Annotated in this window: 24 protein-coding genes; 9 read left to right on the top strand and 15 right to left on the bottom strand. The window is 53.6% G+C overall.

All coding sequences use genetic code 11. The annotated features are described in order from the left end of the window. Position 1: 1 nt before the first annotated feature. Both A7K61_RS11165 and A7K61_RS11160 read right to left on the bottom strand, forming a co-directional pair. Positions 2-1906, bottom strand: a complete 1905-nt coding sequence (locus A7K61_RS11165; protein WP_008437439.1) for a copper resistance system multicopper oxidase — start codon at positions 1904-1906, stop codon at positions 2-4. 177 nt (positions 1907-2083) lie between these two features. Then, a complete protein-coding gene (locus A7K61_RS11160; protein ID WP_019821302.1) occupies positions 2084-2290 on the bottom strand; it encodes a co-regulatory protein PtrA N-terminal domain-containing protein in 207 nt (68 codons plus the stop codon). A 386-nt stretch (positions 2291-2676) separates the two neighbouring features. On the opposite strand from A7K61_RS11160, the gene flgB reads away from it, so the two are divergent. Beyond that, a complete protein-coding gene (flgB, locus tag A7K61_RS31245; RefSeq protein WP_008437437.1) occupies positions 2677-3090 on the top strand; it encodes a flagellar basal body rod protein FlgB in 414 nt (137 codons plus the stop codon). Between the two features lie 30 nt (positions 3091-3120). Here flgB and A7K61_RS11155 read toward each other — a convergent pair whose 3' ends face one another. The 5 genes from A7K61_RS11155 to A7K61_RS11140 all read right to left on the bottom strand — a co-directional run bounded on the left by A7K61_RS11155 (position 3121) and on the right by A7K61_RS11140 (position 7188). Continuing rightward, positions 3121-3321 carry a heavy-metal-associated domain-containing protein gene (locus tag A7K61_RS11155; protein WP_008437435.1) on the bottom strand — a complete coding sequence of 67 codons (201 nt, stop codon included), beginning with the start codon at positions 3319-3321 and terminating at the stop codon, positions 3121-3123. A gap of 111 nt (positions 3322-3432) precedes the next feature. Beyond that, positions 3433-5790: a heavy metal translocating P-type ATPase gene (locus A7K61_RS11150; RefSeq protein WP_024073349.1), complete on the bottom strand. Its 2358-nt coding sequence runs from the start codon at positions 5788-5790 to the stop codon at positions 3433-3435. Between the two features lie 2 nt (positions 5791-5792). Further along, complete coding sequence (locus A7K61_RS31240) at positions 5793-6038, bottom strand: DUF2933 domain-containing protein (protein ID WP_032899631.1); 246 nt, start codon at positions 6036-6038, stop codon at positions 5793-5795. Positions 6039-6132: 94 nt separating this feature from the next. Further along, the gene (locus tag A7K61_RS11145; protein ID WP_008437431.1) at positions 6133-6669 is read right to left on the bottom strand and encodes a plastocyanin/azurin family copper-binding protein; all 537 of its coding nucleotides are present in this window, start codon (positions 6667-6669) and stop codon (positions 6133-6135) included. Between the two features lie 165 nt (positions 6670-6834). Beyond that, positions 6835-7188: a co-regulatory protein PtrA N-terminal domain-containing protein gene (locus A7K61_RS11140; RefSeq protein WP_008437430.1), complete on the bottom strand. Its 354-nt coding sequence runs from the start codon at positions 7186-7188 to the stop codon at positions 6835-6837. Between the two features lie 205 nt (positions 7189-7393). On the opposite strand from A7K61_RS11140, the gene A7K61_RS11135 reads away from it, so the two are divergent. The 8 genes from A7K61_RS11135 (at position 7394) to A7K61_RS11105 (ending at position 17567) form a co-directional block, all read left to right on the top strand. Further along, entirely contained in the window at positions 7394-8089 is a 696-nt protein-coding gene (locus tag A7K61_RS11135; protein ID WP_008437429.1) for a heavy metal response regulator transcription factor, read from the top strand. Then, positions 8086-9474 (top strand): copper resistance membrane spanning protein CopS, encoded by a 1389-nt coding sequence (gene copS / locus A7K61_RS11130; protein ID WP_008437425.1) that lies wholly within the window; start codon positions 8086-8088, stop codon positions 9472-9474. The genes A7K61_RS11135 and copS overlap by 4 nt, the downstream gene beginning before the upstream one ends. Positions 9475-9833: 359 nt before the next feature. Next, on the top strand, positions 9834-10217 hold the full coding sequence (copC, locus tag A7K61_RS11125) for a copper homeostasis periplasmic binding protein CopC (RefSeq protein ID WP_008437424.1): 384 nt from the start codon (positions 9834-9836) through the stop codon (positions 10215-10217). A 3-nt stretch (positions 10218-10220) separates the two neighbouring features. Then, positions 10221-11159 (top strand): copper homeostasis membrane protein CopD, encoded by a 939-nt coding sequence (gene copD, locus A7K61_RS11120; RefSeq protein WP_008437423.1) that lies wholly within the window; start codon positions 10221-10223, stop codon positions 11157-11159. A 74-nt stretch (positions 11160-11233) separates the two neighbouring features. Beyond that, a complete protein-coding gene (locus A7K61_RS33665) occupies positions 11234-11575 on the top strand; it encodes a hypothetical protein (protein WP_073844967.1) in 342 nt (113 codons plus the stop codon). Between the two features lie 99 nt (positions 11576-11674). Next, complete coding sequence (locus tag A7K61_RS11115) at positions 11675-12931, top strand: TolC family protein (RefSeq protein WP_008437421.1); 1257 nt, start codon at positions 11675-11677, stop codon at positions 12929-12931. Continuing rightward, on the top strand, positions 12928-14412 hold the full coding sequence (locus A7K61_RS11110) for an efflux RND transporter periplasmic adaptor subunit (protein ID WP_008437420.1): 1485 nt from the start codon (positions 12928-12930) through the stop codon (positions 14410-14412). Before A7K61_RS11115 ends, A7K61_RS11110 begins: the two co-directional genes overlap by 4 nt. Then, positions 14409-17567, top strand: a complete 3159-nt coding sequence (locus A7K61_RS11105) for an efflux RND transporter permease subunit (RefSeq protein WP_008437418.1) — start codon at positions 14409-14411, stop codon at positions 17565-17567. The genes A7K61_RS11110 and A7K61_RS11105 overlap by 4 nt, the downstream gene beginning before the upstream one ends. 105 nt (positions 17568-17672) lie before the next feature. Here A7K61_RS11105 and A7K61_RS11100 read toward each other — a convergent pair whose 3' ends face one another. Genes A7K61_RS11100 through A7K61_RS11065 form a run of 8 tightly spaced genes read right to left on the bottom strand, consistent with a single transcriptional unit; the run spans position 17673 to position 25427 of the window. After that, on the bottom strand, positions 17673-18356 hold the full coding sequence (locus A7K61_RS11100; protein WP_008437415.1) for a DsbA family protein: 684 nt from the start codon (positions 18354-18356) through the stop codon (positions 17673-17675). Continuing rightward, on the bottom strand, positions 18353-18649 hold the full coding sequence (locus A7K61_RS11095; protein ID WP_008437414.1) for a hypothetical protein: 297 nt from the start codon (positions 18647-18649) through the stop codon (positions 18353-18355). Before A7K61_RS11095 ends, A7K61_RS11100 begins: the two co-directional genes overlap by 4 nt. Then, on the bottom strand, positions 18646-21609 hold the full coding sequence (locus tag A7K61_RS11090) for a conjugative transfer ATPase (protein ID WP_024073351.1): 2964 nt from the start codon (positions 21607-21609) through the stop codon (positions 18646-18648). The genes A7K61_RS11095 and A7K61_RS11090 overlap by 4 nt, the downstream gene beginning before the upstream one ends. Beyond that, positions 21609-22037, bottom strand: a complete 429-nt coding sequence (locus tag A7K61_RS11085; protein WP_008437412.1) for a TIGR03751 family conjugal transfer lipoprotein — start codon at positions 22035-22037, stop codon at positions 21609-21611. The genes A7K61_RS11090 and A7K61_RS11085 overlap by 1 nt, the downstream gene beginning before the upstream one ends. After that, positions 22015-23505 carry a TIGR03752 family integrating conjugative element protein gene (locus A7K61_RS11080; RefSeq protein ID WP_024073352.1) on the bottom strand — a complete coding sequence of 497 codons (1491 nt, stop codon included), beginning with the start codon at positions 23503-23505 and terminating at the stop codon, positions 22015-22017. Before A7K61_RS11080 ends, A7K61_RS11085 begins: the two co-directional genes overlap by 23 nt. Beyond that, the gene (locus tag A7K61_RS11075) at positions 23495-24397 is read right to left on the bottom strand and encodes a TIGR03749 family integrating conjugative element protein (RefSeq protein WP_008437410.1); all 903 of its coding nucleotides are present in this window, start codon (positions 24395-24397) and stop codon (positions 23495-23497) included. The genes A7K61_RS11080 and A7K61_RS11075 overlap by 11 nt, the downstream gene beginning before the upstream one ends. Next, entirely contained in the window at positions 24397-25050 is a 654-nt protein-coding gene (locus A7K61_RS11070; RefSeq protein WP_020302977.1) for a PFL_4703 family integrating conjugative element protein, read from the bottom strand. The genes A7K61_RS11075 and A7K61_RS11070 overlap by 1 nt, the downstream gene beginning before the upstream one ends. Continuing rightward, positions 25047-25427 carry a TIGR03750 family conjugal transfer protein gene (locus A7K61_RS11065; protein WP_008437403.1) on the bottom strand — a complete coding sequence of 127 codons (381 nt, stop codon included), beginning with the start codon at positions 25425-25427 and terminating at the stop codon, positions 25047-25049. Before A7K61_RS11065 ends, A7K61_RS11070 begins: the two co-directional genes overlap by 4 nt. Positions 25428-25434 lie beyond the last annotated feature (7 nt).

The raw sequence follows: 25434 nt of genomic DNA, 5'->3' as shown, positions 1-25434 counted from the left end.
TTTACTCATCAACCCGTACTTCACGGAACATGCCCATTTCCATATGGAAAAGCAGGTGACAGTGATATGCCCAACGGCCTAAGGCATCAGCGGTGACTCGATAGCTGCGTTTGGTACCTGGTGGCATATCGATCGTGTGCTTGCGCACCATGAACTTGCCGTTCTCGTCCTCAAGGTCACTCCACATGCCGTGAAGGTGGATGGGGTGTGTCATCATGGTGTCGTTCACCAAGGTGATGCGCAGACGCTCGCCATACTTCAGGCGCAGCGGTTCGGCGTCAGAGAATTTGATGCCGTTGAACGACCACGAAAACTTCTCCATGTGACCGGTCAAATGAAGCTCGATGGTACGATTTGGCTCGCGGCCGTCAGGGTCTTGGAAAGTGCTTTTCAAGTCGGAGTAAGTGAGCACTCGACGACCATTGTTCCGCAAGCCTATGCCCGGATCACTTAGCTTTGGCGTTGGATTCATGGCTTGCATATCAACCAGGGGATTGTTGGTTTCAGAGGCAGGGTGTGTCTGCATTTCTCCACCCATACCACCCATGCCAGCCATCCCTGACATATCACCATTGCCCATCCCAGCCATCTTGCTGTGATCCATGCCCGCCATGTTAGTCATGTCACCGCTGTCCATGCCGGTCATCCCGGTCATGTCACTTTGGTCCATACCGGTCATCTTGCTGTGGTCCATGCCCGCCATGCCCGCCATGCCGGACATGTCACCTGGTGTCTTCTCTGCGCCGCCCATACCAGCCATGCTGCCATGGTCCATACCAGCCATACCGCCCATCCCCATGTCATCCATAGTGACGATTGGACGTGGATCTATAGCAGGTACCTGAGCAACTAGCCCTTCACGAAGAGCGAGGGTTCCGCGTGCATAACCCGTCCGATCCATAGACTGGGCGAAGATGGTGTAAGCCTCTTCACTGGCAGGCTCTACGATCACGTCATACGTTTCAGCTACGGCGATGCGGAATTCGTCAACACTCACTGGGTTGACGTGTTGGCCGTCGGCGGCCACAACGGTCATTTTCAAACCAGGAATGCGGACGTCGAAATAGCTCATCGCCGAGCCGTTGATAAAGCGTAGTCGTAGCTTCTCACCCGGCTTGAAAATACCGGTCCAGTTACCGTTTGGCGCCTGGCCATTCATGAGATAGGTGTAAGTATCTGCGCTGACGTCTCCAAGGTCGGTTGGGCTCATGTTCATTTCAGCCCACATCTTCCTGTCAGCTACTGTAGCTGACCAACCTTGCTTACTGACATCGTCGATAAAATCACCAACGGTGCGTTTATGGTGGTTGTAGTAGCCCGACTGTTTCTTAAGCTTGGCCATGACGCGACTAGGATCTTCATCGGTCCAATCAGTCAACATCACCACATAGTCGCGGTTGTATTGAAAAGGTTCAGGCTCTTTCGAGTCGATAACGATTGGCCCGTAAACCCCTGCCTGCTCCTGTAAGCCCGAGTGGCTGTGGTACCAGTACGTACCATTCTGATGAACCTTGAACTTGTACTCGTACATGCCGTCGGGTGCGATGCCATGGAAACTCAAGCCAGGTACACCGTCCATATTGGCCGGCAGAATGATCCCGTGCCAATGGATTGAGGTGTCTTGGTCCAGGCGGTTTTTTACACGCAGGGTGACTGTCTCTCCTTCGCGCCAACGCAGCAAAGGTCCTGGCAATGATCCATTGATGGTCATGGCTGTTCGCGGCGAGCCGGTAATGTTTACAGGTGTTTCACCAATAAACAGATCAAATTCATTGCCGGTGAGTACGCTCGGCAGACCTGGACTTGTCACCGCCCATACTGGAGTGCGCCAAAGGCCAAAGCCGCCGAGAATGCCACCAGCGGCCAAGCCTTTTACGAATGTCCGTCTAGAGGTTTTGGAATGCATGCCGTTTATTTCCAATCAGTCAAAAGGGAAGCCGTGCGAAACAACCGATCATGAGTTGCCCGGATCAGCTTTGCCCACCGTCACAAAAGACAAACTCTTACGGCAAGCGAGCTCAGAAATTGCCACATTTAAACCACCGCAGTGATTACATTTCTGTCAGCTTGGAGGGCTAGCTATTTAGCAATTCTTGTGATCCATCGCCTTGGCTTTGCTTTCAGCGACGGGATGTTGGGCATTTTGCGTTTGAGCTACTCGGTACGATTCCATCGAATTATTCCTGGCCACTTCCATGCGTGCGAAAGTCCGGTCACCACCCCCTTCAGCCATAGCCAAAGAAGAGACGGTCAGAGCCGCGATGACGAACAAGGTTTTGATAGGGTTCATTTGGGGGGCCTCGGATGATTATTGGTGACCCCTGAATCCACATCAGTCGTTGACTCTAGGGGGTGAGCTTGAGGCTCAATAGGACTATAAGACTCATCCCCTGTCAGGAAGCTTAGGCCAATATTACAGTTGTGTCAGGTTGCGATATTTCTCTTGAGATGCAGAGTGATTAGTCCGTAAGGTCTAAGCTATCCAACGACACATAACCTCCATCCACCATCTAAAATTTACCTGTGCGGCGTTGTAAGTTTCCGGTCACTGCACGATGGCGTGGCGTTTTTTGAGTTTTTCGCTGAAATCATACATCGGCTCGGACGCACTACGTTAAGCACTTGAGTGTTCGATAGGTGGGAATTAAATGGCAGCGTAACTAAAGGTGGCCACCGGTGAGTATTAATTTTGACAAAGCGCTTGGCTCCGCAGAAAGAGCATTACGTTTTCGCAGCCAACGAGCTGAGGTACTTAGCAATAATATCGCTAATGCCGACACTCCTAACTTTAAGGCCAGGGACTTGGACTTTTCTGCTGTACTGGCTAGCCAAACAAAAGGAGGTTTGGCTACTCCGTTCTCTTTAAAAACAACAAACCCAAAACATATTGCCGTAAACGAATTAGTAAGTGATATTCACGGCGGTGCTTTGCTTTACAGTACGCCGAACCAACCTTCCATTGATCAAAATACTGTGGATCAACAGGTCGAGGTCGCAAAGTATACGGAAAATGAAATTCATTTCGAAACCGCCTTTACTAGATTAAATGGAGCATTTAAGGGGCTACTTAAAGCTCTGCGAGGTGAATAATAAACTTTACCCAGCGAGGGAATCAGCGCCTCAGGCGCTGATTTGGGAAGGGAAACCGAGTGCTTCGACAGTTTTACGGACTTGCTCTGGGTTTTCACTGCTTTCAACGCTTACCTTACCTGCTGCGCGATCCACGGAAATCATAGCCTCGCTGTCCAGTGACTGAATTGCTTTGGTGATTTTGCTGACGCAGCTACCGCAACCAATGCCTGATACGTTTAAGACGAACATGGTTATTCCTCTTGTGCTGAGCAGTCTATTTTCACCGCAACAACAAGATCAACGTTGACACCACGGTAAGGTCAAGAGTTATGTATAGCGGGCTGTGAGCATCGGTTACGCTCATTCAATTCGGGTATTCCTCAGCCTCAAAGCATTGAAAACTACAGACGCAGAACTGACGCTCATGGCTAACGCAGCAATCATTGGAGACAGAAGGTGCCCCGTCAGTGGATAGAGCAGGCCTGCGGCGAGGGGAATACCCATTGAGTTGTAAAGGAAGGCGAACCCCAAGTTTTGCCGCATGTTTTTTACCGTTGCAACCGAAAGTGCCCGTGCCCGTAAAATCCCCATCAGGTCGCCTTTTACCAGCGTGAGCTGCGCGCTATTCATCGCGACGTCAGTCCCTGTACCCATGGCAATGCCCACATCTGCTCGCGCCAAGGCCGGTGCGTCGTTGATACCGTCGCCGGCCATGGCAACCTTTCGACCGGATTGCTGGAGGTCCGCCACCAGGCGCTCCTTGTCCTGAGGTTTCACTTCACCATGAACCTCTTCAATACCCATCTCCTTGGCGACAGCACGTGCGGTGGTGAGCCCGTCTCCCGTGGCCATGATGATTTTTACGTTATCAGCCTTAAGCTTGGTGACTGCTTCTTTAGAGGTCGGTTTTATCGGGTCTGAGACCGCTAGTAATCCTGCCAAGACCCCGTCAACTGCTAGATAGATGATGCTGATGCCTTCAAGGCGCAACAACTCTGCACGTTCTTGTAAGACCTTTGTGCTCACGCCGGCAGCTTCCATCAGTGCAGTGTTGCCCAGCTGTACTTTCTTGCCATCAACGAGACCACTCACCCCAATCCCTGAGCCGGACTCAAACGATTCAGGCTTGGTGAGCGCAATATTTTCAGTTCGGGCGTGATCGACGATGGCGTGTGCCAAAGGATGTTCGCTGCCTTGATCAAGGCTAGCGGCCAGTTGAAGCACATCGCGTGGGTTGAAATCTGGTGTGGCCTCCACACTGTGAAATACCGGCCGTCCCTCTGTCAGGGTTCCCGTTTTATCGACAATCAGTGTGTCGATCTTGCAAAGGTTTTCGATGGCACTGGCATCTCTGAACAGCACACCCATACTGGCGGCTTTACCCGTCGAAACCATGATCGACATGGGCGTTGCCAGACCCAGAGCACAGGGACAAGCGATGATAAGCACGGCGACAGCGTTGATCAGGCCGAAGACCCAGCTGGGTTCCGGGCCGAACAGTCCCCAACCTATGAGGGTCAGCAACGCAATCGCGATAACCGCCATCACAAAGTAGCCGGCGATCGAGTCGGCCATTCGTTGCATGGGCGCTTTGGAGCGTTGGGCTAGTGCGACCATTTGTACTATCTGCGACAGCATGGTGTCAGCGCCGACCTTTCGCGCCTCCATCACCAAGCTTCCATGAGTATTAAGCGTGGCACCGATCAGACTATCCCCTGCTCTTTTCATGACCGGCACAGGTTCACCAGTGAGCATGGATTCATCCACCGCACTTTCTCCCTCGAGTACAGAGCCATCAACTGGCACTTTTTCACCAGGTCTGACCCGCAAATGGTCTCCCAAGTGAACATGGGTAAGAGGAATGTCTTCCTCCTGACCATCGGCGTTGATCCTGCGTGCAGTCTTGGGAGATAGGCCAAGAAGGGACTTAATGGCGGCGGAGGTTTGTGACCGTGCTTTGAGCTCAAGAATCTGCCCAAGCAAGGTGAGCGAGATGATGACCGCAGCGGCTTCGAAGTAGACGCCGATGCGTCCATCTTGCATGAAGGTGGTGGGAAAACTTTGGGGAAATAGGGTTGCCGCGACGCTGTAAAGATAGGCTGCGGCAGTACCTAAACCAATCAGAGTCCACATGTTTGGACTGCGATTTCTAACGGATGCTATGCCTCTTACAAAAAAGGGCCAACCTGCCCATAAGGTGACCGGAGTGGCAAGAGCGAACTCGATCCAGTTTTGAACCGAACCATGGAAGATTTGTAATGAGTGACCCGCCATGGCTAGAAGGGCCACCATTACGGTTAAAGGCAGCGACCACCAAAAGCGGCGGGTGAAATCCAGGAGCTCGGGTTTGTCATCGTCATCAAGCGCGGGCATGACGGGCTCTAATGTCATGCCACATTTAGGGCAATTGCCGGGCCCTGGCTGTCTTATTTCCGGGTGCATAGGACAGGTAAACTCAGTGGCTACCTGTAGCGTGGGCTCTATAGCGGCGCTGCTGGGTTCAGCGCTGGGATGATTACCAATGTAGCGTTCTGGATCTGCCCGAAATTTCTCTTGGCATTTCTGGCTACAAAATTGATACGTCTGTCCTTGGTAAGACTCGCCAAATTTACTTGGAGGTATAACCGCCATACCGCACACCGGGTCGCGTAGACCACCGTCATTGGGTGAGGCAGCGTGGGCGGGACCGTGATCGTGGTGGCTCGGTGGAGTGGGCATAGCTATTTCTCTTCCTTGTTGGTTCCTGCCTGATCGCCATGGTCATGTCCGCCATGTCCATGTCCAAAAAAATGCATCAATGGACAGATCAACAGGATGAGGTAGGGCAAATACGGATAAACGTGGGTGAAATGTTCCCGCACCCCGTAAAAGGCACCGATCGCAATGAGCATGATCAGTACAACGCCTGTTTTGCGCCTCCAAAATGGTGGGGAGGTGCTTCCAGCCGGATGCTGATGCTTATCCATGATCTAGACCCCGTGTGTGAGCGTGTTGCTCTGATCTCTGCCTCAGAGCATAGCGAACTCTTGCGTCGACGCGGTTTTAGCGGTCGGTTCAGGCTTACTTCAAGTCAAATTGACCGACCATCCCCGACTGGTAATGACCTGGCACGTTGCAGGCAAATTGAAGTCCAGTTGTGTTGTTGAAGGTCCAGATCAACTCCTTGGTTGCCCCTGGCTCGATCAGCACGCTATTCGGGTCGTTGTGTTCCATTCCAACCATCTTCATGCCTCCCATGCTATGGCCCATGTTGCCCCACATTTTTCCAGTTCCGGTGGGTGTAAGCGTTCCATTCTGGAACATGCTCGCCATTTCTTTTTGGTGCGCCGCGTGAGCAGCGGCTTGGCCGATATTGAACTCGTGCAGCAACGCCCCTTTGTTGTGAAGTACAAAGCGAACCGTTTCACCGGGCTTTACGTCGATGCTTTTAGTTTTGAAGAAAATATCACCCATCTCTACATCAACCGTGCGAGTGACCTCTGAGGCGACTCCAGGCTGACCGATATCCTCTTTCCCATGACCTACGCTGGCCATCGCCGTAGCGCCGAGGAGTAGGGTGATTGCCGCAATAACTGGAGTAATGAGCTTAGTTTTCATGGTGACCTCGAGAGCCAGTGGAAAATACTAGCTATGCTAAAGGGATAGAGCTGAGCGTTAACTGACTTGAACACTACATTTCTGTCAGTTTTCCTGAGAAAACACGGCGCCCAGATGACGCCGTGTCTAGTGGGCGGTTCAGAGAGCCCCGTAGGAGTTATTCGGTTACTGATGGTTCTCAGAAAGCATCAGTTTGTGCTCGCGCTGCATTTGGTTCAAAACGTCATCAACCATGGCGTCGTGTTTTTCCATCCAGGCGAGATGTTCCTGAGGTGACATTGATGCTTTTGGATGATCTAGATGAAGCTGGCCCATGATCTCGCCCAGTATTTTCATATGCTCGGCCATGTGAACATGGCGCTGCCCTTCAGGAGCTTTTTCAGCTTGTACCAAGGTCGCTTCGGCTTTATCGCGCAGGCTTTCCATGCGCTCCATAATCCGATCTGCACCACCTTCAGCCAACGCAGATGCTGAGATGAGTATCGAACTAGCAAAGAATAGGACTTTTAAACGGTTCATGAGGAAGCTCCTTTTTGATTTGTTTTCCGGCTCCTCTAGCTTTCATGGTTAAGAGTCGGTCGAGCACCAGAAAGTACTCATGCTCGAACCCTAGACAGCACTCGCTGACATCTACCTGAAGCCAATATTACTTTTCTGTCAGTTGCTGGTTGGCAGAGGCATTTCATTGCAGACTCAGCCTCACAATTATTCGAGAGCCATCCCCATGAGACTTCTGGTTGCGGAAGACGAACCCAAAATAGGTATTTATTTGCAGCAAGGACTCACCGAGGCGGGGTTCAATGTTGATCGTTTTACCAATGGCAAAGACGCGCTTCAGCACGCCTTGAGCGAGGCGTATGACCTGCTGATTCTCGATGTGATGATGCCTGGGCTGGATGGCTGGGAAGTACTTCAGAAAGTGAGAGCATCCGGAAAAAATGTCCCTGTGCTTTTCCTCACGGCGCGAGACCGAGTTGAGGATCGGGTAAAAGGACTTGAGCTGGGGGCTGACGATTACCTGATCAAACCCTTCGCATTTTCTGAATTGCTGGCTCGCGTCAGAACGCTGCTGCGTAGAGGTACCACTGCCCCCTCCCAAACCCATATGAAATTGGCTGATTTGGAGGTGGACCTCCTCAAACGCAGGGTTATCCGCGCAGGCAAACGTATAGATCTAACGGCCAAAGAGTTTGCGTTGCTCGAATTGCTGCTCCGTCGTCGAGGTGAGGTTCTGCCCAAGTCGCTTATTGCTTCCCAGGTCTGGGACATGAACTTTGACAGCGATACTAACGTCATCGAGGTTGCTGTCAGGAGGCTCAGAGCAAAGATTGATGATGATTTTGAGGTCAAGCTTATCCACACCTCTCGAGGCATGGGGTACATGCTGGATGCGCCGGATTCGGGGACGGGGTCGGAATGAAGCGAATGTCCCTGACTACGCGCATGAGCCTGATGTTCATGCTAGCTGTAACGGCTGTGCTCACCGTCGCTGGACTCAGTTTTAACAACCTCAGCCGGCATCATTTCAAGATGCTGGATCAGCAGGCGCTGAACGAAAAGCTTCACTCGACGCAAAGAATTTTGACTGGGTTGAACAGCATTGATCAATTCAGTGATGTTAAGCCTGAGCTGGAGGCACTGCTTGGTGCTCATCGTGATTTGACAGCTCTTATCATCGATGGTGACGGTAAGCTCCTGTTTGCTGACCCAGGTCCGATCGTAGTTCCTGAAGACTTCCGAACGGTCACAAACAGCAATGTCTGGGAGTGGCGAGACCAGGAGCAGATATTTCGAGGCGTGACGGCGCAAGCCATAGTGACGGGGCAGGACAAGCCATTGACAGTGATGTTGATCTTTGATGTTACTCAACATATGGCCTTCTTCGAGACGCTTGAACGATGGTTTTGGATAGGACTGGTGATAAGCGCGCTGGTCAGTGCTGCACTGGGCTGGATGGTAGCGCGTAGTGGACTACGACCTATTCGCCTAGTCACTCAGGTAGCAGCTTCGATGTCAGCTAAATCGCTCAAAGAGCGTATTCCATTAGGTCCCGTTCCCCAAGAGCTCCAGCAGATGGTGCTCTCGTTCAACGCAATGTTATCTAGACTGGACGATGCGTTTGTTCGTTTATCGAACTTCTCTGCGGACATTGCTCACGAATTACGGACACCCGTTAGCAATTTGATGACTCACACTGAAGTGATTTTATCTAGAAAAAGAAATATTGAGGACTACGAGGACAATCTGTACTCAAATCTTGATGACTTGAAACGTATGGGACGTATGATTGATGACATGCTTTTTCTAGCGAAATCAGATAACGGTCTAATTACACATGAAAACAAACCGATTGACCTGGTAGCAGTAGTAGAGAAATTACTCGAGTACTACCGTTTGCTGGCTGATGAGCGAGGGATCGACCTGAAGGTCACAGGCAGGGGTAGCGTCCGAGGTGACGTACTCATGCTCGACAGGGCCATCTCTAATCTGCTCTCAAATGCGCTCCGGTACACCCCCGAAGGAAAGTGTATTACTGTCGATATTCGGCAGAAAGGAACTTCAATATCAGTCTCTGTGGAGAACCCGGGAGAGCCCATTGCGTCCGAGCATCTTGAAAAGCTGTTTGATCGATTTTATCGCGTGGACCCAGCTCGCAGAGAAGGAAGTCCAAGTAATGCAGGGCTAGGTTTATCGATTACTCGATCTATCATTGAAGCGCATGACGGAAAAATATGGTGTACGTCGTTAAACGGAATAACAGCCTTTCATATTGAACTCCCATGTGCTGATGCAAGAAAGGTCTAAGACACCTTGTTCATATGTATGCAGGCAACATGTGGTTAGCTCAATAGGATCGTTTTTGGATGAGAGAAAACTCTTGGAGCGTTCCAAAGAAAGTCGCGTATTTGGCGCCGTATCCGGGCAGATCAGTGCCAAAAACCCGCCCCAAGCTGACTGAAATGTAATCGAACAGTTTGCGTTCATGTGGCATCGTGTACTCGCACTGTGACGTTGGAAATCTTGTGATTCCTCCCTGTCCAGCCGGCCCTAGAACACGGAATTTGCTAGGTATTCGTCAGTGGTTTTAACGAGCGTCAAAAAGTAAAAAACTAGATATTCCCTAAAAACCTAGAACCAACAGCTTTTGCTGTCAGGAGTCTTGCATGTCATTCCTTAAAACTACCACCGTAGCTGTTGCGCTGACTGCGGGTTTGCTTCTGAGTGCAGTTGCTCAGGCGCATCCAAAGCTGGTTTCTTCTACTCCCGCTGAAGGATCGGATGCGGCGGCTCCGTCTAAAATCGAACTGCACTTTTCTGAGAATCTAACGACTCAGTTCTCTGGTGCAAAGCTGATTATGACCGATATGCCTGGTATGCCGAATTCACCTATGGGCGTAAAAGCTAACGTGGCAGGTGGCGGTGATCCGAAGACGATGGTTATTACACCCGCATCGCCATTGACCACGGGTACTTACAAAGTCGAATGGCGTGCCGTTTCCTCGGACACTCACCCGATTACCGGCAACTTTTCTTTCAAAGTGAAATGATTCATGAGCGACTCATTAAATATCGTTGTTCGCTTTGCTCTTTATTTCGACCTGATGCTGTTATTTGGACTGGCAATTTTTGGTCTTTATAGCCTCAGGGGAAAAGAAAGAATATCGGGAACAGTTTTGAATTTTGAGTCGCTTCTTTACAGTACTTCTGCTGTAGGTGTAGCTCTGTCCCTTGCCGCCATGTTGTTACTTGCGAAAGCAATGAGTGGCGTGTCGGGTTTCATGGAGCTACATCACCATATCTTTCAAATGGTTCTCATGGGGACTGACGTCGGTTTGACCTGGATGGTCCGAATAGGGGCGTTGGTGACGGCCATTATTGGCGTTTCCCTGAACAAGCGCTTTCCAACACTGAGTCTTTGGATTGTCACTGTCTGTGGCGCGATTGCGCTAGCGACGCTGGCATGGACAGGGCACGGAGCAATGGACGAGGGGAGCCGTCGCTACTGGCACTTTATTAGCGATATCTTCCATCTTTTGGCCGCAGGCGGTTGGTTGGGTGCGCTAGCGGCATTTGCCCTGCTGCTGCGTTTGAAATCACTGAAAGGTGAGCGAGAAGCACGAATTCTTGCTCGGGTACTGACAGGGTTTGAATCGGCCGGCGCGGTGATTGTAGTGATCATCAGCATTACGGGAGTGGCGAACTACCTATTTATCGTTGGGCCAAATCTCGATGAGGTGATGCTCAGCACTTATGGCGAGTTGCTATTTTTGAAGGTCCTGCTCTTTGCCGGGATGATCGTATTAGCGACGCTCAACCGTTTTCACCTAAGCCCGCTCTTGGAACGTTCTGTTCGAAATGGAGACTATGCTGTCGCGGTCAATGCCTTGCGCCGTAGCATGAAGCTCGAATTTTCAATGGCAGTCATCATTATTTGTCTAGTCGCATGGTTAGGTACTTTAAGCCCGGTCATGGAAATGAGCGCGGCATAGCGGTTGGTGATGGCCGACTAAGGAGTCTCAAGGGTGAATTGTAAGGGCCATTTGCACCGTCTACACTCCAGCTCATGAAACGCTACCTGCGGTTTTGCCTAATTTTCCTGATTAGCTTGGCGCTTCCCCTCAGCGGGATGGCGGGTGTTCAGACATCGATTGAACCATGCCCGATGAAAACCATGGGCATGGCGATGATGGATGGTATGGGGCAAGACTGCTGCCACGACATGAAAAGTCCCACCGAGCATGGCAAACCTTGTAAGCCCGGTCAGGAATGCAAAACTGGCGGCATGTTGCAAGTATCGATCATCAAGCCTCCTATCACCCTGTCCAGTCCTCTCATTCTATCATTCTCCAGCCATTTCCCGCTCGTACAAACCTCTTCAGGGGTATGGCGACCCCCACGTACTTGATTCCTGTACCACACTGAGCCTCATTCCGCGTTAGCGGGATGGCATATCTGCGCGCATGTCTTATGAAGCGCGCGGTGGATCATCACAGGAATCGTGAACATGAACTCCAAGTGCTGTTGCACAGGTTGGTCCTTCCTGGCCGGCCTGGCGGCAAGCGTACTTGCATTGCCGAGCTTCGCTAGCGCATTGACATTCGATGAAGCGCTGCGTCTGGCCGAAAACAATGCACCATCGTTGACCGCACAAGACGCCAAAATTCAAGCAGCCACTAGCGCGGCCATTCCCGCCGGCGAACTACCCGATCCCAAGCTACTGCTGGGCGTGCAGAACTACCCCATTGGTGGACCCGACAGATGGAGCATCGACCAGGACTTCATGACCATGCAAGTGGTCGGGATTAGGCAGGAGATGCCCAACAGCGACAAGCGCAAAGCACGTATCGAGGTCGCGGATGCGGCTGTTGATCGAGCGTCAGCCGAGCGTCGAGTGGCGCGTCTGAACGTCCGACAGTCCACGGCATTAGCCTGGATCAGAAGCTACTCGGTTGAGCGTAAAGATGCGTTGTTCCAGGACTTCTACAAAGAAAACCGTCTTCTGACCGATACCGTCAGAGCTCAGATTGCGGGTGGCCGAGCCCAACCCGCCGATGCGGTGACACCTAAACAGGAAGCTGCTCAACTGGCTGAGCAGCAGGATGATTTAGTTCGTCAACGTGCACAGGCCCGGGCCGCCCTCAAGCGCTGGATTGGCCCTGCCGCCGATGACAAACCGGTAGGCGGTTTGCCTGATTGGCCTATTGAGACCTCAGGTTACTCCCATAAGCTGCAACATCACCCCGAATTAGCGGCTTTTGTGCCGATGACCCGTGAAGCACAAGCCAAGATCCGTGAAGCTGAGGCGGAAAAGCAGTCTGACTGGAGCTGGGAATTCGATTATCAGCACCGAGGCCAACAATTCGGTGACATGGTCAGCGTGCAGTTTTCATGGGATCTCCCGCTGTTCCCTAACTCTCGGCAAAACCCCAAGATTGCGGCCAAGCACGCCGAACTAAACCAGCTTGAGGCTGAGCGCGAAGCCCTGTCACGCGAGCATACCCAGCAACTGGAGGATGAGTTGGCTGACTACGAGCGCCTCAATCGTGCAGTCAGCCGTAATCAGGAAAGCTTGTTGCCGTTGGCTAAAGAAAAGGTCGAACTCACGATGGCCAGCTACCGCTCCGGCAAGGGTGATTTGAACTCGGTTGTTGCCGCCCGACGCGAACTCATCGAAGCCCGTCTCAAGCAGGTTGACGTTGAAGAGCAACGTGCCCTGACCAGCGCTCGCCTGTATTTCTCTTACGGGGAGTCCGCTCAATGATTTTTAAATTATGGAAAGGGACTTTAATCATCGGCATCTCGATTGCCTTGGGTGTTGCCGGGGGTTACTGGTTAGCCCAACCGCGAATGAGCGGAGTAGCTGGTGTCGTACCGGATCATGAACCCAAAGCCTCTGCCGATCGAAAAGTTCTGTATTGGTATGATCCCATGTACCCACAACAGAAATTCGATAAACCGGGTAAGTCACCCTTCATGGACATGCAGATGATCCCTCAATACGCAGATACCAAGGGGGACAGCGCTGCCATTCGAATTGATCCAAGCCTGACTCAGAACCTTGGTGTGCGACTGGCTAGTGTCAGTCGAGGCGTATTTGCCTCGACACTGAACGTGGTAGGTGTGCTGGCCTTCAACGAACGGGACGTTGCAGTCATTCAGGCCCGTACAGCGGGTTTTGTCGAGCGTGTGTATGCCCACGCACCTGGTGATGTGCTGAAAGCGAATGCCGCCTTGGCAGATATCTTGGTGCCGGAGTGGGCAGCTGCTCAGGAGGAATTTCTCGCCCTCAAGCGTAGTGGCGATGCTGGCTTGCTGACAGCGGCCCGGCAGCGACTGCGGCTAACCGGAATGCCACTTACGTTAATTGCTCAAGTTGAGCGCACTGGCAAAGTTCAATCGAACCTGACGCTGACCAGCCCTATTGGTGGTGTGCTTCAAGAGCTGAGTGTGCGTGAAGGTATGACGGTGGCCGCAGGCGAGACGTTGGCTCGTGTTAATGGTTTGAGCAGTGTCTGGCTGGCCGTGGCTGTACCAGAGGCGGAAGCTGGGTCAATCGTAGTAGGGCAAGCAGCTGAAGCGCGTTTATCCGCATTCCCTGGAGTTGTGCTCAAGGGCGTCGTCAGTGCGATTCTTCCGGAAACCAGTTCGGACAGTCGCACACTTCGCGTTCGAGTTGAGTTACCCAATCCAGATGGCCGACTCAGACCAGGTTTGACCGCACAGGTAAGCCTCAATCGTTCAACGGAGCAAAGTGTTCTGTGGGTGCCGAGCGAGGCCGTCATTCGTACCGGTCGACGTGCGTTGGTCATGCTCTCTGAAGACGCTGGTCGATATCGCCCGGTGGAGGTGCAGCTAGGCCAGGATAACGATGGCAAGACGGCGATATTGAAAGGCTTGGAAGAGGGGCAGAAAGTGGTGACCTCTGGCCAGTTCCTGCTCGACTCGGAGGCCAGTCTCAAGGGCGTTGTCGCAAGCTCATTGGACGTTTCGCCATCTACTATGCCCGTTGGCGCTTTGCATGAGGCCGATGGTCAGATCGTTGAGATCAACGACAAAGAAGTCACGCTCGCCCACGGTCCCTTCAAGACATTGGGTATGCCAGGCATGACGATGACTTTCCCTCTCGCCACTCCTGCTCTGATGAAGGGCCTAAAAACGGGCGACAAGGTTCGGATCGCTGTTAGCCAGACGGACGATGGTCTGCGTGTTGAACGTCTGGAACGCTCTGGGGGCCAGCCATGATTGCGGCCCTTATTCGCTGGTCGGTGGCCAACCGCTTTCTTGTGTTGCTGGCGACGCTGTTCGTCACGGCATGGGGGATCTGGGCGGTTCAAAGTACGCCCATCGATGCATTGCCAGACCTGTCGGATGTTCAGGTAATTATCCGTACACCTTACCCAGGCCAAGCCCCACAGATCGTCGAAAACCAGGTGACCTATCCACTGGCAACCACCATGCTCTCGGTACCTGGGGCCAAGACTGTGCGCGGTTACTCCTTCTTTGGCGACAGCTTCGTTTATGTGCTGTTCGAAGACGGAACTGACTTGTACTGGGCCCGCTCGCGGGTGTTGGAATACCTGAGCCAGATACAAAGCCGCCTACCAGCCAGTGCTAAGCCAGCCTTAGGACCTGATGCCACTGGCGTTGGCTGGATTTTCCAGTACGCGTTGGTTGATCGCAGCGGTGGGCACGATCTGGCGCAACTGCGAGCCCTACAGGACTGGTTTCTCAAATTCGAGCTCAAGACGCTGCCGAACGTTGCGGAAGTTGCCACCGTAGGTGGCATGGTCAAACAGTATCAGGTCCAGCTCGATCCGCTAAAGTTGGCGAACTTGGGTATCACGCAGTCTGAGGTGACCGAGGCGATCGGCAAAGCCAATCAGGAAACCGGTGGAGCCGTGCTGGAAATGGCGGAGACAGAGTTCATCGTACGAGCTTCCGGCTACCTAAAGACGCTCAATGACTTTCGCGCCATCCCGCTCAAACTGGGCGCGGGCAGTGTGCCGGTCACGTTGGGCGATGTTGCCACGATTCAGTTAGGGCCTGAGATGCGTCGAGGCATTACCGAACTCGACGGTGAAGGTGAGACCGTCGGCGGCGTGGTGATTCTGCGCAGCGGGAAGAATGCTCGTGAAACCATTGCGGCGGTCAAAACCAAACTCGACGAGCTGAAAAGCAGTCTGCCGGCGGGGGTTGAAATCGTCACCACCTACGACCGCAGCAAGTTGATTGATCGTGCCGTGGAAAACCTCAGCCACAAGCTGATCGAAGAGTTCATCGTCGTCGCGTTGGTCTGCGGAATCTTTCTCTGGCACCTGCGTTCATCTCTGGTGGCAATCATTTCCCTGCCGGTTGGGGTGCTGATCGCCTTCATCGTGATGCGCTATCAGGGTATCAACGCCAACATCATGTCCCTTGGCGGGATTGCCATCGCCATCGGCGCTATGGTCGACGCTGCCGTGGTGATGATTGAAAATGCCCACAAGAAGGTCGAGGCTTGGCACGTGGCCAATCCTGGGGAGGAACTGAAAGGTGAACGTCATTGGCACGTGATGACTGAAGCGGCTGCCGAGGTAGGACCTGCATTGTTCTTCTGTCTGCTGATCATCACCCTGTCGTTCATTCCGGTGTTCACGCTGGAGGCTCAGGAAGGACGTCTATTCGGTCCATTGGCGTTCACCAAAACCTACGCTATGGCCGCAGCGGCTGGACTGTCGGTAACTCTCGTACCGGTGTTGATGGGGTATTGGATTCGTGGACGAATTCCCAATGAGCAGCAGAATCCGCTAAATCGCTGGTTGATCCGGATCTACGAACCCGCTCTGGACGCCGTATTACATCGACCTAAAATAACGCTGCTGGTTGCGTTGCTAGTCTTTGTCAGCGCGTTGTGGCCGATCTCTCGTCTGGGTGGTGAGTTTCTTCCCCCGCTGGACGAAGGGGACCTGCTCTATATGCCATCAGCTCTGCCTGGATTATCGGCGCAGAAGGCCGCGCAACTGCTTCAACAGACTGACCGTCTGATAAAGACAGTTCCAGAGGTCGAACACGTTTTCGGCAAAGCCGGCCGCGCTGAAACCGCGACTGACCCAGCACCTTTGGAAATGTTCGAAACCACCATCCAATTCAAACCACACGAACAGTGGCGCCCAGGCATGACCCAGGAAAAGCTCGTTGAGGAGCTAGACCAAGCGGTGCGTGTCCCAGGATTGACCAACATCTGGATACCGCCGATTCGTAACCGCATCGACATGCTGGCCACTGGCATAAAAAGCCCTATTGGTGTGAAGGTTGCCGGTACCAACCTGACGGAGATCGATGCCGTCACCCAAGCCATCGAACGTGTTGCCAAGGATGTCTCAGGTGTGAGTTCAGCGTTGGCCGAACGACTGACCGGTGGCCGCTATATTGATGTGGATATCGATCGTAAAGCTGCGGCCCGCTATGGGTTAAATATTGCCGATGTGCAATCGATCGTGGCCGGCGCAATCGGCGGTGAAAACGTCGGGGAGACGATTGAAGGGTTGGCTCGTTTCCCAATTAACGTACGTTACCCTCGTGAGTGGCGGGATTCACTCGGCGCTCTGGAGCAGTTACCTATCTATACCCCTCTAGGCAGCCAGATCACTCTTGGCACCGTTGCGAAGATCAAGGTCAGCGATGGTCCGCCGATGCTTAAGAGTGAGAACGCCCGACCTTCAGGCTGGGTGTATATCGACGTGCGGGGACGGGATATTGCTTCGGTAGTCGCCGATCTACGACGGGTCGTCAGCGAGCAGGTTAAGTTGCAGCCTGGTATGAGCCTGAGCTACGCAGGACAGTTCGAATTTCTCGAAAGGGCCAACGCACGACTCAAGCTGGTGGTGCCTGCCACGCTGTTGATCATCTTCGTGCTGCTTTATTTAACCTTTGCTCGCTTCGATGAGGCCTTGCTGATCATGGCCACTCTGCCATTCGCACTGACTGGTGGGGTATGGTTTCTCTATCTATTGGGATTCAACCTGTCGGTCGCCACTGGTGTCGGCTTTATCGCTTTGGCCGGTGTTTCTGCCGAATTTGGCGTAATTATGCTGCTTTATCTGAAGAACGCCTGGGCTGAGCGTGAAGACCTCGGCGATAGGACCGAGCACGGGCTGATGGCCGCGATTCGTGAAGGCGCTGTCCAGCGCGTTCGGCCCAAAGCCATGACTGTGGCTGTCATCATTGCTGGCTTGTTACCCATTTTGCTGGGCAGCGGGACCGGCAGCGAGGTGATGAGCCGAATTGCGGCACCCATGGTTGGAGGCATGATTACCGCGCCCTTGCTGTCGCTGTTTGTCATTCCGGCAGCCTATCGACTGATGCGTCGCCGGCACCTCTCAGTTGAGCCCATCAATCCTCAAGAAAAAGTCGTATGAAACTGACCCTGATTGCAGTTGCAAACACCGTATTTGCGCTGTCTCTTTCGGCCCACGCGTAGGACATGCCGGGCATGAAAATGTATGAATGGAATGCAAGCTCATTTAATGACAATGGCTAAGTGATTTAACGTTCGACTTTTGCAGAGCGTCGCAGCTCTTTTTTTGAGCCAGCCAATCACGAGCTGATAATAACAATACCCCGTCAGCTGGTCCCTCAAGCTTTACGGAGCTGCCAGTCGTGTTGTCTTTAATTATCACAGTAGGAGTTGCCGTAATGCCCGCTTTGAGGGCCTCCTCGACCTGTTGGCCAACATGCCGGGCGATCACTTTGTCGGTAGCTGCACAGGACAATAAGTCCTGGTAAGTAACATCAACGACGTTCAGATGCCCATTGAAACCCTCACCGTTGCTACGGGTCCGGTCAAAAATCTGGTCAATGGCTTGCCAGAAGGCAGGTGCGCCACCAAGCGCCCCCGCACATTCAGCGAGCTTGGCTTCGTGTAATGCGGTCGGACCGTGCACATCCAGTGGCAGATGATGCCACTGCAGGTTTACATCCTTCTGCTGCTGTATCCAGGTTTTCAACGCAGGTGTGTACGTCTTGCAGTAGGGGCACTCCAGATCCGCGAACTCAGTCACAGTCCAGCGTGCTTTGGAAGGACCAAACAACCACGGGCCTGTGTTGTGCGGGGATGGTATCTCACTTCGAGTGAGGGCTAAGCAGGCCATCGATGTGCCTGCCAAAACGCACCCCAGCATCAACCAATATTTGCGAAGGCCTATCATGCCCGAGCCTCTGCTGGCTTCGATGAAAGCAGCGCTTGTTTACGAAGGGCCTCAAGAAGAGCGTTCTCAGCATTCTCGGGTTGTGGGTGCTGTAGCAGCCAATTGGCTAACACCGCGTGAAGTTGGGACTCGATGTCACGACGATCCACCGCACGAACCAAAACCTGTTGCAGTTGCTCTATCAAAACGGGGGCACACACCTCAAGGGTTTGAAGGGCGTCTTCACCCGGTTGTTCAAGCAGCTGGGTCAGACTTTCTATAAGGTTCTGGGTCAGGGAATTCAATGCTCTCATGCTTGGCGCTCCAAGGCCGTGACTTGCTCGGGGAAAGTAATGATGTGAGGTTCGATACCGCGATAGCGGTCAAGCGTTGCAGCAACTTCAATGGCCGCATCCAGCTCGCTGCAGCCTTTGGCTTGCATGATGTCGAAGCGTTGCTTTTTCTCTTCCGGCTCGGTCATGGCCAGGGCCAGATACAAACTCGGTGGTACCGCCCGGAATAACATTTCCATGCTTTTGGACAACACGACGCCCTCGGTGAATTTGCCGCTTTCTTTACGCGCTGACAGCATCATCGACTTCTGTGCAGGAGTCAGTTCACGAAACCGCGCGATCTTCTCCACCTCATCAGGCGGCATGTTTAAGCACATCCACCACTCGATCATGTTGAGCAGGGCTGAGGCCTCTGGCGGCACGTCGTCAACGTTCTGGGTGGCCATCCAGAACCAGGCGCCGAGCTTTCGCCACATTTTGGTAATCTTGACGGAGTAGGGGGATAGGAGTGGGACCTTCAACTGGATGTGGCCTTCGTCGGTGAAGCAGATCAGCGGACGGCCTTTAAACTGGTCACGCTCGGCAATGTTGTTGACCGTGTTGAGCAGGGAAATATAAGCGATGGCCATCTGTGCGCTATAGCCTTCTCGCGCATAGGTGGCAAGGTCGACAATGGTAATGTCCGCTTCTGGCCATGGGGTGCCAGGACGGTTGAACATGTCGCCTTCGGTGCCCATACAGAACATGGACAAGGCTTCCGCCATCTCCAAGAATCGTGAGCTTCGGGCGTCTGGAATACCGGGCTCGAGTCCCATTTCTCGCAGCGCTTCACGGATATCTTCCGGCAGAACGATACGTTGCTCCGTCACGCATTTTTTCGCTGCATTCAGTATGCATTGGCGGATGGCGCTACGGTCGGCACGAGTAAGACGGGCATCCTCTTTTTCTTCACCACCGGTGATCATCAGCCTGGCCGCAATTTCCATCTCGCCCAGGATGTCGCGTTGTTCATCCTCGGTCTGGCTAGTCAGATGTTCGTCCGACGCCTCAAGATCATCAGCTTGGATAATCTTCACGTTTTGGCTGGGTTCGATGAGCTTCACGGCATCAGCGAATGGCGCGAGGCTGACACCCGATCCAGGTGCAAGTCGAACCCGGTTTACCGTCAAACCCAACTTTTTGGCGAAATCACCGAGTAAGCCGAAGCTGTTGCCAGCCTCCACAATGAATAGACGTGGCCGATAGATGGCGATGATTTGGCTAAGGATGTTTGTCGCGCTGGCCGATTTACCTGAACCCGTAGGCCCGAAAATGAACAAATGCGCGTTCATCTGCCGGTCCAGCTTGTTCAGCGGGTCGAAGGTTATCGGCGCTCCCCCACGGTTAAACAGGGTAATACCCGGGTGCCCGGTTCCGGTCGACCTACCCCAGACGGGGGCCAGGTTCGCAATGTGTTGGGCGAACATCAGTTGTGCGTACCACTCCAGTGCTTTGCGCGCATTGGGGTCGAAGTTGCCGGGTAGCCATCTAAGGTAGGAGTTCAGCGGTGCCACTTCATCCCGAGGTTCCACCGGCTCCATGCCCGCACCCAGCAATGCGCTGCTGAGTTGCAAACTGCGTTCGTGCAGCTGGGCATCATCTTTACCCCGCAGGTAAAACGCTACGCTACCTCTGTACAGCTTGTGCTTGCGCCCGAGCAACTGACGGGCGGTGGCGACGTCTTCGCGTGTCAGGATCGAGGCCTGAGTGTCTCCAACTGCCTTGCGTGAAAGCTGTTCCAGATGCCCTTCGAGAATGTCCTGCGGGGTGATCACGAGAGTGATACAGAGAATGGTGTCCTCTGGCATTTTGTCGAACAGTGCGTTGAGCGCATCACCGCCCTTTCGGGTTTCACCGGTTAAGTGCCCGGTCTTGGGAGCATCCCTCAAGCGGTCAAGCATCACCACCTGATGGGGAAGGCCGTCGAAATACCACAGACCTTTCTCTATATCTGACAGTGGTTCGCGATAAAACAGGTTTTGCGAGAAGTCAGTGCCGCTGGCGAGCGGCAGCTCGCCCTCTGCAGCACCAGGTGCTTGCTTGCACACCAATTCGTAGAAGCGGCGAATATCTGCATCGGCAGGGCCAAGATGATCGGGACGTGGATTGAACCAATGAATCAGCCAATGGCGAATGGCGTGGCCATCCATGCGATGGGTTTTAATGCCGGCGTTCGCCAAGCCGCCCACCAAGCGATCGCAGATGATTTTCAGGTAAGGACCTGGTGCCTGGCCTCGCACATCCGCTTGCGCGCCTTGGGTACGGCGGTAGACAACAACACGGACGCGGCGCTGTTGGCCCCTCCAGGGCAGTTGGCTGACCTTGGTGTCTTCAAACAGCCCGCCTGGTTTGGAGATGGATTCCAGGTGTTGCTTCATCAGCTTCAAATAAAGCTCGGTGAATGCACTGCCTTGTGCGCGTGGTTGAACGTAGTCATGCAGTTGCTGAAGGTAATCGTCCCAGCTGGTTTCGTCCTGGGCATAGAGCTGAACCACCCAGGGTGAGGTTTCAAGCTCGTCGAAGGAGTCCTGGAGGGCGTTTTCCAGGGCGTCGCGGGCCTTGCGTAACCATTCGGGATCCCGACCTTCAGTACCAATCGGTGTCAGCTCAAAAAAGGCAGCACGAGACACGCCGTCTTCCAATAGCATGGCTTTTTCTGCAGGCAGGTAATCTACCCACGGCAGTAGGTCTACGAAGGAGGGGTTGACGTGGTATAGACGGTCAGCATCAGCGGTTGTGGCTGGCTTTTTCTTTGGGTTACGCCAATCGCTCGGCGAGGGAATACCCATGGCAGCAAGGCGTTCGTAGTAACGCTCTGTAGCAGCCTCAAACGTCTCGGTTGCTGGTCCCTGCACATCGTCAGATAACGGCGAACCTGGTGTTACGCCAGGTTCCACACGCTCTGTCGCCCGTCGCGTTTTGAATCGTTCAAAAAAACCCATCAATATGCCTCCGTGCGTTCGCCAGGCATGGCGTATTGCACCCGCTGATACAGCGGAAACACCGTGGTGTAGCCTGGGATCGGTGCCGGGTCTGAACCCGCTAAATGAGGAAAGACGTACATCACCAGGTCGGGATTGGGTAGGCGTTTAAATTGGCTGTAGATCTCGTTTTGTGCGGTACGTGTGAACATGGTGTTGTCTGTTTCCCTCGTCTCCAGAGGCCGACGAAGATCTTGGCGTGCATCGAGCAATTGGCGGCTGCTCGAGCTGCTTGAGCCGCTGGAGCCTTGATCCCAAACGTCCATCATTGTGCGGTCCCCATGGGGGAGCAATTCGTCTTTGTTGGTGGAACAGGCCGAGGCGAGTAGGGCGATGGCCAGGTATGCACCTAGTTTTAAGCCATGATTAGTCAAGCGCAGTCGAAACATGACGGGCTCCTGAGCGATAGTTGACCTTGCGGCCATTGAGTTCGTAATCGATGGTCAGTTGCTGGTCCAGGTGCACAGCTATCTTTGCCCCGGGTTGTACATACACCGCTGCGAAGGCTTGCCCGTAGAGTTTGTTGACCCAGCTGGAGACGTCATTGACGCCCTGGCCAATAATTTTGCCCATGGCTTCACTGCCCGAGCCGCCGACAGAACCGATGGTCCCGGACTGAGGGTTTATAAAAGAGCCGCTGTTTCCATCTGACTTGATGAGGGAGGCAGCACCTGCGCCGGCGGCGGTAATCAGTACCTGCGAGCCAATGTATTGCGAGGCGTTGCTTTTGCGGTCGCCACTGATACAAGGAATGCCATAGGCATCGCTTATCCAGCCCAGGCCACCCTGAATGGTGGTTTGGTTGCCATTGTTCTGATTGTTACTATTTTGACTGCTATTCGTTTCTTCCTGAGGTTGTGGCAGCGTGCGCACAGTGCCGTCATTGAAGACGAACGTCAGGCTTTTGATCTGACCGCGTACGCAAGACAGGGTCCAATCGCCGGAAGCCGTTCCGCTGGCCACCGCGCCGGCGACGTCGGGCAAGTCGATGCCGTTGGCCGTGAGATTGTCCGGCCCGATCAATACCTTGAACGGGTAGGGGTCGTTGACAGTGCCGTCAATGGGCACCCGGCCGATCAGCGCGGACATGGCCACCGAACCCATCAATGTCGAGTTCTGCGGCAAGGTGTAGACCTTGCGCACCTGTTTGCGGGCCTCCTGTGGCGAGATTTCATTCGCAACACTTTGAGCGCCCGTGCGCAGTGCATTTTGTCCTCGGTCCACGGACTCGCCAAAAGAGGTCGGGAAGTTGAAGCCGCTTGCCGTTTGATTTGTCCCTGCAGCGATGGGCTTGCCGTTGACATCGACCGGCGTTGCGTCCTGCGGCTCTATCCAAACAACGTCCGCGCCAGGTCCGCCTTTGAAGCCTTGACCGTCACCTGGCTGAACGCCGAAGCCGATCGGCAAATCAGATCCAGACTCATTGCCACTGCCCGATTTGCTGCTCAGGGTATTGTACTGCTGCTGCAGTGTGTCCAAGAGGGTTTGGCTCTGTTGTTGCGCCTCCTGCTTCATCGTTTGCTGAACGTTCTGCAGTTTGTTATCGACGTTGAGGTCGATGTTCTGCAGGCGTTTTTGCAGCTCGATGTTCTGTTGCTTTAGTTCGTCATTGTTCTTCAAAGCATTGGAGACTTGGTCCTTGAGTTGTCTGCTTTCCACGACAATGGTGCGCAATGTGTCGCTGGGTGTATCTCCGTCAACCCCAAGCTTTTTAGCCTCCTTCGTACTAAGTACAACCGTTTCCGGCGCATGAACCTGTTGGTCGGCACTTTCGCGATTGAATAATTTGACCACTACGTATATCGCCAGGATCGCGAACGGTATGACCAGGTATTTAACAAGTGGATTACTCTTCACGACGGCCTCCCTTCGGATCGATCTGGCTGATGGCGGCCGGCAATAACGATTCGGCTAGACCATGACCACGGGTCACCAAGTAGACCGTCGAGGTGTCGCTGGAATCACCTTTGGCGCCAAGGTAGGGATGCTGAAAAGTCGCGGTGACAAAGTCACCCATCAGGTCACGCGGATCCAATGTGAGGTTTTGGGCGCTTGTGTTACGTAGCTTCACCGCCGTGACCCAATACTCGTCTAACCGCCACGACCCCAACGCAGAGGCTTCGACCGGCAATATCGGCATTAGGGTGGTGAGGTCCAAACCGCGCTTCAGATTGATCTGAGCAATCCCCTCCACGGGCTCAACGGTGCGTAGGGGCGCGTAAAGCATCTGTGCGGCATAGCGCGTCATGACCACCGGAAGAGGGGTCTCACGACGCGGTTTCGGCGCGTCCTCATCCTCCTCGGCTTGAGCGCTGGCTTGGGCCGTGGAAGAAGTTGAATGGTTGCTTGTAGGTTTGGCGTTGACTTGGCCGTAACGCGGGGCGGGACTGTCCCCGGCTACAATTTTAGCCGGCTCGGATGCGACCTGATTTGGTTTCCCTACCGTTGCGATGATATCCACGAGCATGATCTCACCGGAGTTCATGTTCTGCAGCTGTAAGCGAGTCGGTTCAATCGGCTCTTTCGCCAACAGGTAGAGGGCACCACCGGTGCTCTGCACGCGCAGTTTGTCGACGAGGTTACGAGGCAGACCCACCCGTACGTTTTGGTCCACAAAGACAATACGCTCCTGACCCACGATCAAGGGCAGTGCTATAGGGATACGATCCCAGCGCAGGATTTCGACGGCGTTGGCCAACCCGCAGAAGTGAAGGGCTACGAGCCCGATGATCAGTAGGCGGCGTGTCATCATTTGCCTCCTGCTCTGGTCGTTTCTGCGGAGACTTCGATGCGTTGTGGATTACTGCTATAACAGTCCCAGGCCAAGCCGAATGGGTTTTTTTCGGGATCGACGTCGAATCGGATAATTCTTAACGGATAGCGAGCAAATGCCCGCTTTACGCGCTCCCCGCCGTAGTGCTCGTCAGCGGTGATGTCCAGGTTGACGGTCCAGTCATTGATGCTGTGCTGTTCAATATGTTGCTCAGACTTATCGTCGATGCCTCTGCCTGGAATTTCAAATACACCCCGCTCACGTTTGCGCAGTTCCCCGCTATTGCGGCGTAGCTCGAAATCTTTCTGCAAGTAGGCTTTGCAGCTGGGAGTCAGGTAGCTTTCCAAGCGGGTAATGTTGTCCTCGTAGTCGGTTTCACCGTCAACGGGCCAACGGTTCATCTGCTGAAAAATGTACAGACCGAAGGCGTATACCGACTCCGGTGGAATATCCCACCACTTACGGGTGCTACCTGAACGTAGATCTGGAGGTACATGAACAGTTAGGTCACGCGGTGCGCTCTGCCAGCCATAAGCCATGTACAGACCCAGGGCAATGAGAAAACCAATGACCATGCGCAGGCTGTTAATGTGGGCCAGTTGGGCGTCTACTTTTTTACGGTAAGTCATTGAACCTCCGTTCGATGACAGGTCCACGCACCTGTACGAGTAATCAGCAGGGCTTTATTCCAGGTAGGAAAGAACCGCGCGATGTTCAATTGCATCTGGCGGTATAGCCATGTATCAGGTCGGCCGCGTTTCCACCGACGCAAGAAACGACTGGCAAGAAACAGCCCTAGGACAGCACAGAGCATGGCGGCGCCGATGATAAGTGCCCAAATCTGGGTCAATATCGCGGCCGGAATACCGATAACCAGCCCTGCGCCGGTGCTCAACGCCAAGGTGGCCCACATTTCGTCAGCGGTAAGGCCGCCCATGATGACTGGCTGATTGTTCAATCGCACAGGGAGGAAAATCAGGGTCCCATCGTCTGAGAGTTCTGTCATGGCCACG

This window comes from Pseudomonas sp. AP42 (assembly GCF_001728935.1).
GTDB classification, from domain to species: domain Bacteria; phylum Pseudomonadota; class Gammaproteobacteria; order Pseudomonadales; family Pseudomonadaceae; genus Aquipseudomonas; species Aquipseudomonas lactis.
The sequence above is the reverse complement of the archived record's forward strand: the minus strand, read 5'-3'. Positions and strand labels throughout refer to the sequence as shown.

Bases quoted from the DNA above. Each gene is read 5' to 3' on its own strand.
- A7K61_RS11165 (WP_008437439.1), bottom strand. From the start codon at position 1,906: ATGCATTCCAAAACCTCTAGACGGACATTCGTAAAAGGCTTGGCCGCT.
- A7K61_RS11160 (WP_019821302.1), bottom strand. From the start codon at position 2,290: ATGAACCCTATCAAAACCTTGTTCGTCATCGCGGCTCTGACCGTCTCT.
- A7K61_RS11155 (WP_008437435.1), bottom strand. From the start codon at position 3,321: ATGTTCGTCTTAAACGTATCAGGCATTGGTTGCGGTAGCTGCGTCAGC.
- A7K61_RS11150 (WP_024073349.1), bottom strand. From the start codon at position 5,790: ATGCCCACTCCACCGAGCCACCACGATCACGGTCCCGCCCACGCTGCC.
- A7K61_RS31240 (WP_032899631.1), bottom strand. From the start codon at position 6,038: ATGGATAAGCATCAGCATCCGGCTGGAAGCACCTCCCCACCATTTTGG.
- A7K61_RS11145 (WP_008437431.1), bottom strand. From the start codon at position 6,669: ATGAAAACTAAGCTCATTACTCCAGTTATTGCGGCAATCACCCTACTC.
- A7K61_RS11140 (WP_008437430.1), bottom strand. From the start codon at position 7,188: ATGAACCGTTTAAAAGTCCTATTCTTTGCTAGTTCGATACTCATCTCA.
- A7K61_RS11135 (WP_008437429.1), top strand. From the start codon at position 7,394: ATGAGACTTCTGGTTGCGGAAGACGAACCCAAAATAGGTATTTATTTG.
- copS (WP_008437425.1), top strand. From the start codon at position 8,086: ATGAAGCGAATGTCCCTGACTACGCGCATGAGCCTGATGTTCATGCTA.
- copC (WP_008437424.1), top strand. From the start codon at position 9,834: ATGTCATTCCTTAAAACTACCACCGTAGCTGTTGCGCTGACTGCGGGT.
- copD (WP_008437423.1), top strand. From the start codon at position 10,221: ATGAGCGACTCATTAAATATCGTTGTTCGCTTTGCTCTTTATTTCGAC.
- A7K61_RS33665 (WP_073844967.1), top strand. From the start codon at position 11,234: ATGAAACGCTACCTGCGGTTTTGCCTAATTTTCCTGATTAGCTTGGCG.
- A7K61_RS11115 (WP_008437421.1), top strand. From the start codon at position 11,675: ATGAACTCCAAGTGCTGTTGCACAGGTTGGTCCTTCCTGGCCGGCCTG.
- A7K61_RS11110 (WP_008437420.1), top strand. From the start codon at position 12,928: ATGATTTTTAAATTATGGAAAGGGACTTTAATCATCGGCATCTCGATT.
- A7K61_RS11105 (WP_008437418.1), top strand. From the start codon at position 14,409: ATGATTGCGGCCCTTATTCGCTGGTCGGTGGCCAACCGCTTTCTTGTG.
- A7K61_RS11100 (WP_008437415.1), bottom strand. From the start codon at position 18,356: ATGATAGGCCTTCGCAAATATTGGTTGATGCTGGGGTGCGTTTTGGCA.
- A7K61_RS11095 (WP_008437414.1), bottom strand. From the start codon at position 18,649: ATGAGAGCATTGAATTCCCTGACCCAGAACCTTATAGAAAGTCTGACC.
- A7K61_RS11090 (WP_024073351.1), bottom strand. From the start codon at position 21,609: ATGGGTTTTTTTGAACGATTCAAAACGCGACGGGCGACAGAGCGTGTG.
- A7K61_RS11085 (WP_008437412.1), bottom strand. From the start codon at position 22,037: ATGTTTCGACTGCGCTTGACTAATCATGGCTTAAAACTAGGTGCATAC.
- A7K61_RS11075 (WP_008437410.1), bottom strand. From the start codon at position 24,397: ATGACACGCCGCCTACTGATCATCGGGCTCGTAGCCCTTCACTTCTGC.
- A7K61_RS11070 (WP_020302977.1), bottom strand. From the start codon at position 25,050: ATGACTTACCGTAAAAAAGTAGACGCCCAACTGGCCCACATTAACAGC.
- A7K61_RS11065 (WP_008437403.1), bottom strand. From the start codon at position 25,427: ATGACAGAACTCTCAGACGATGGGACCCTGATTTTCCTCCCTGTGCGA.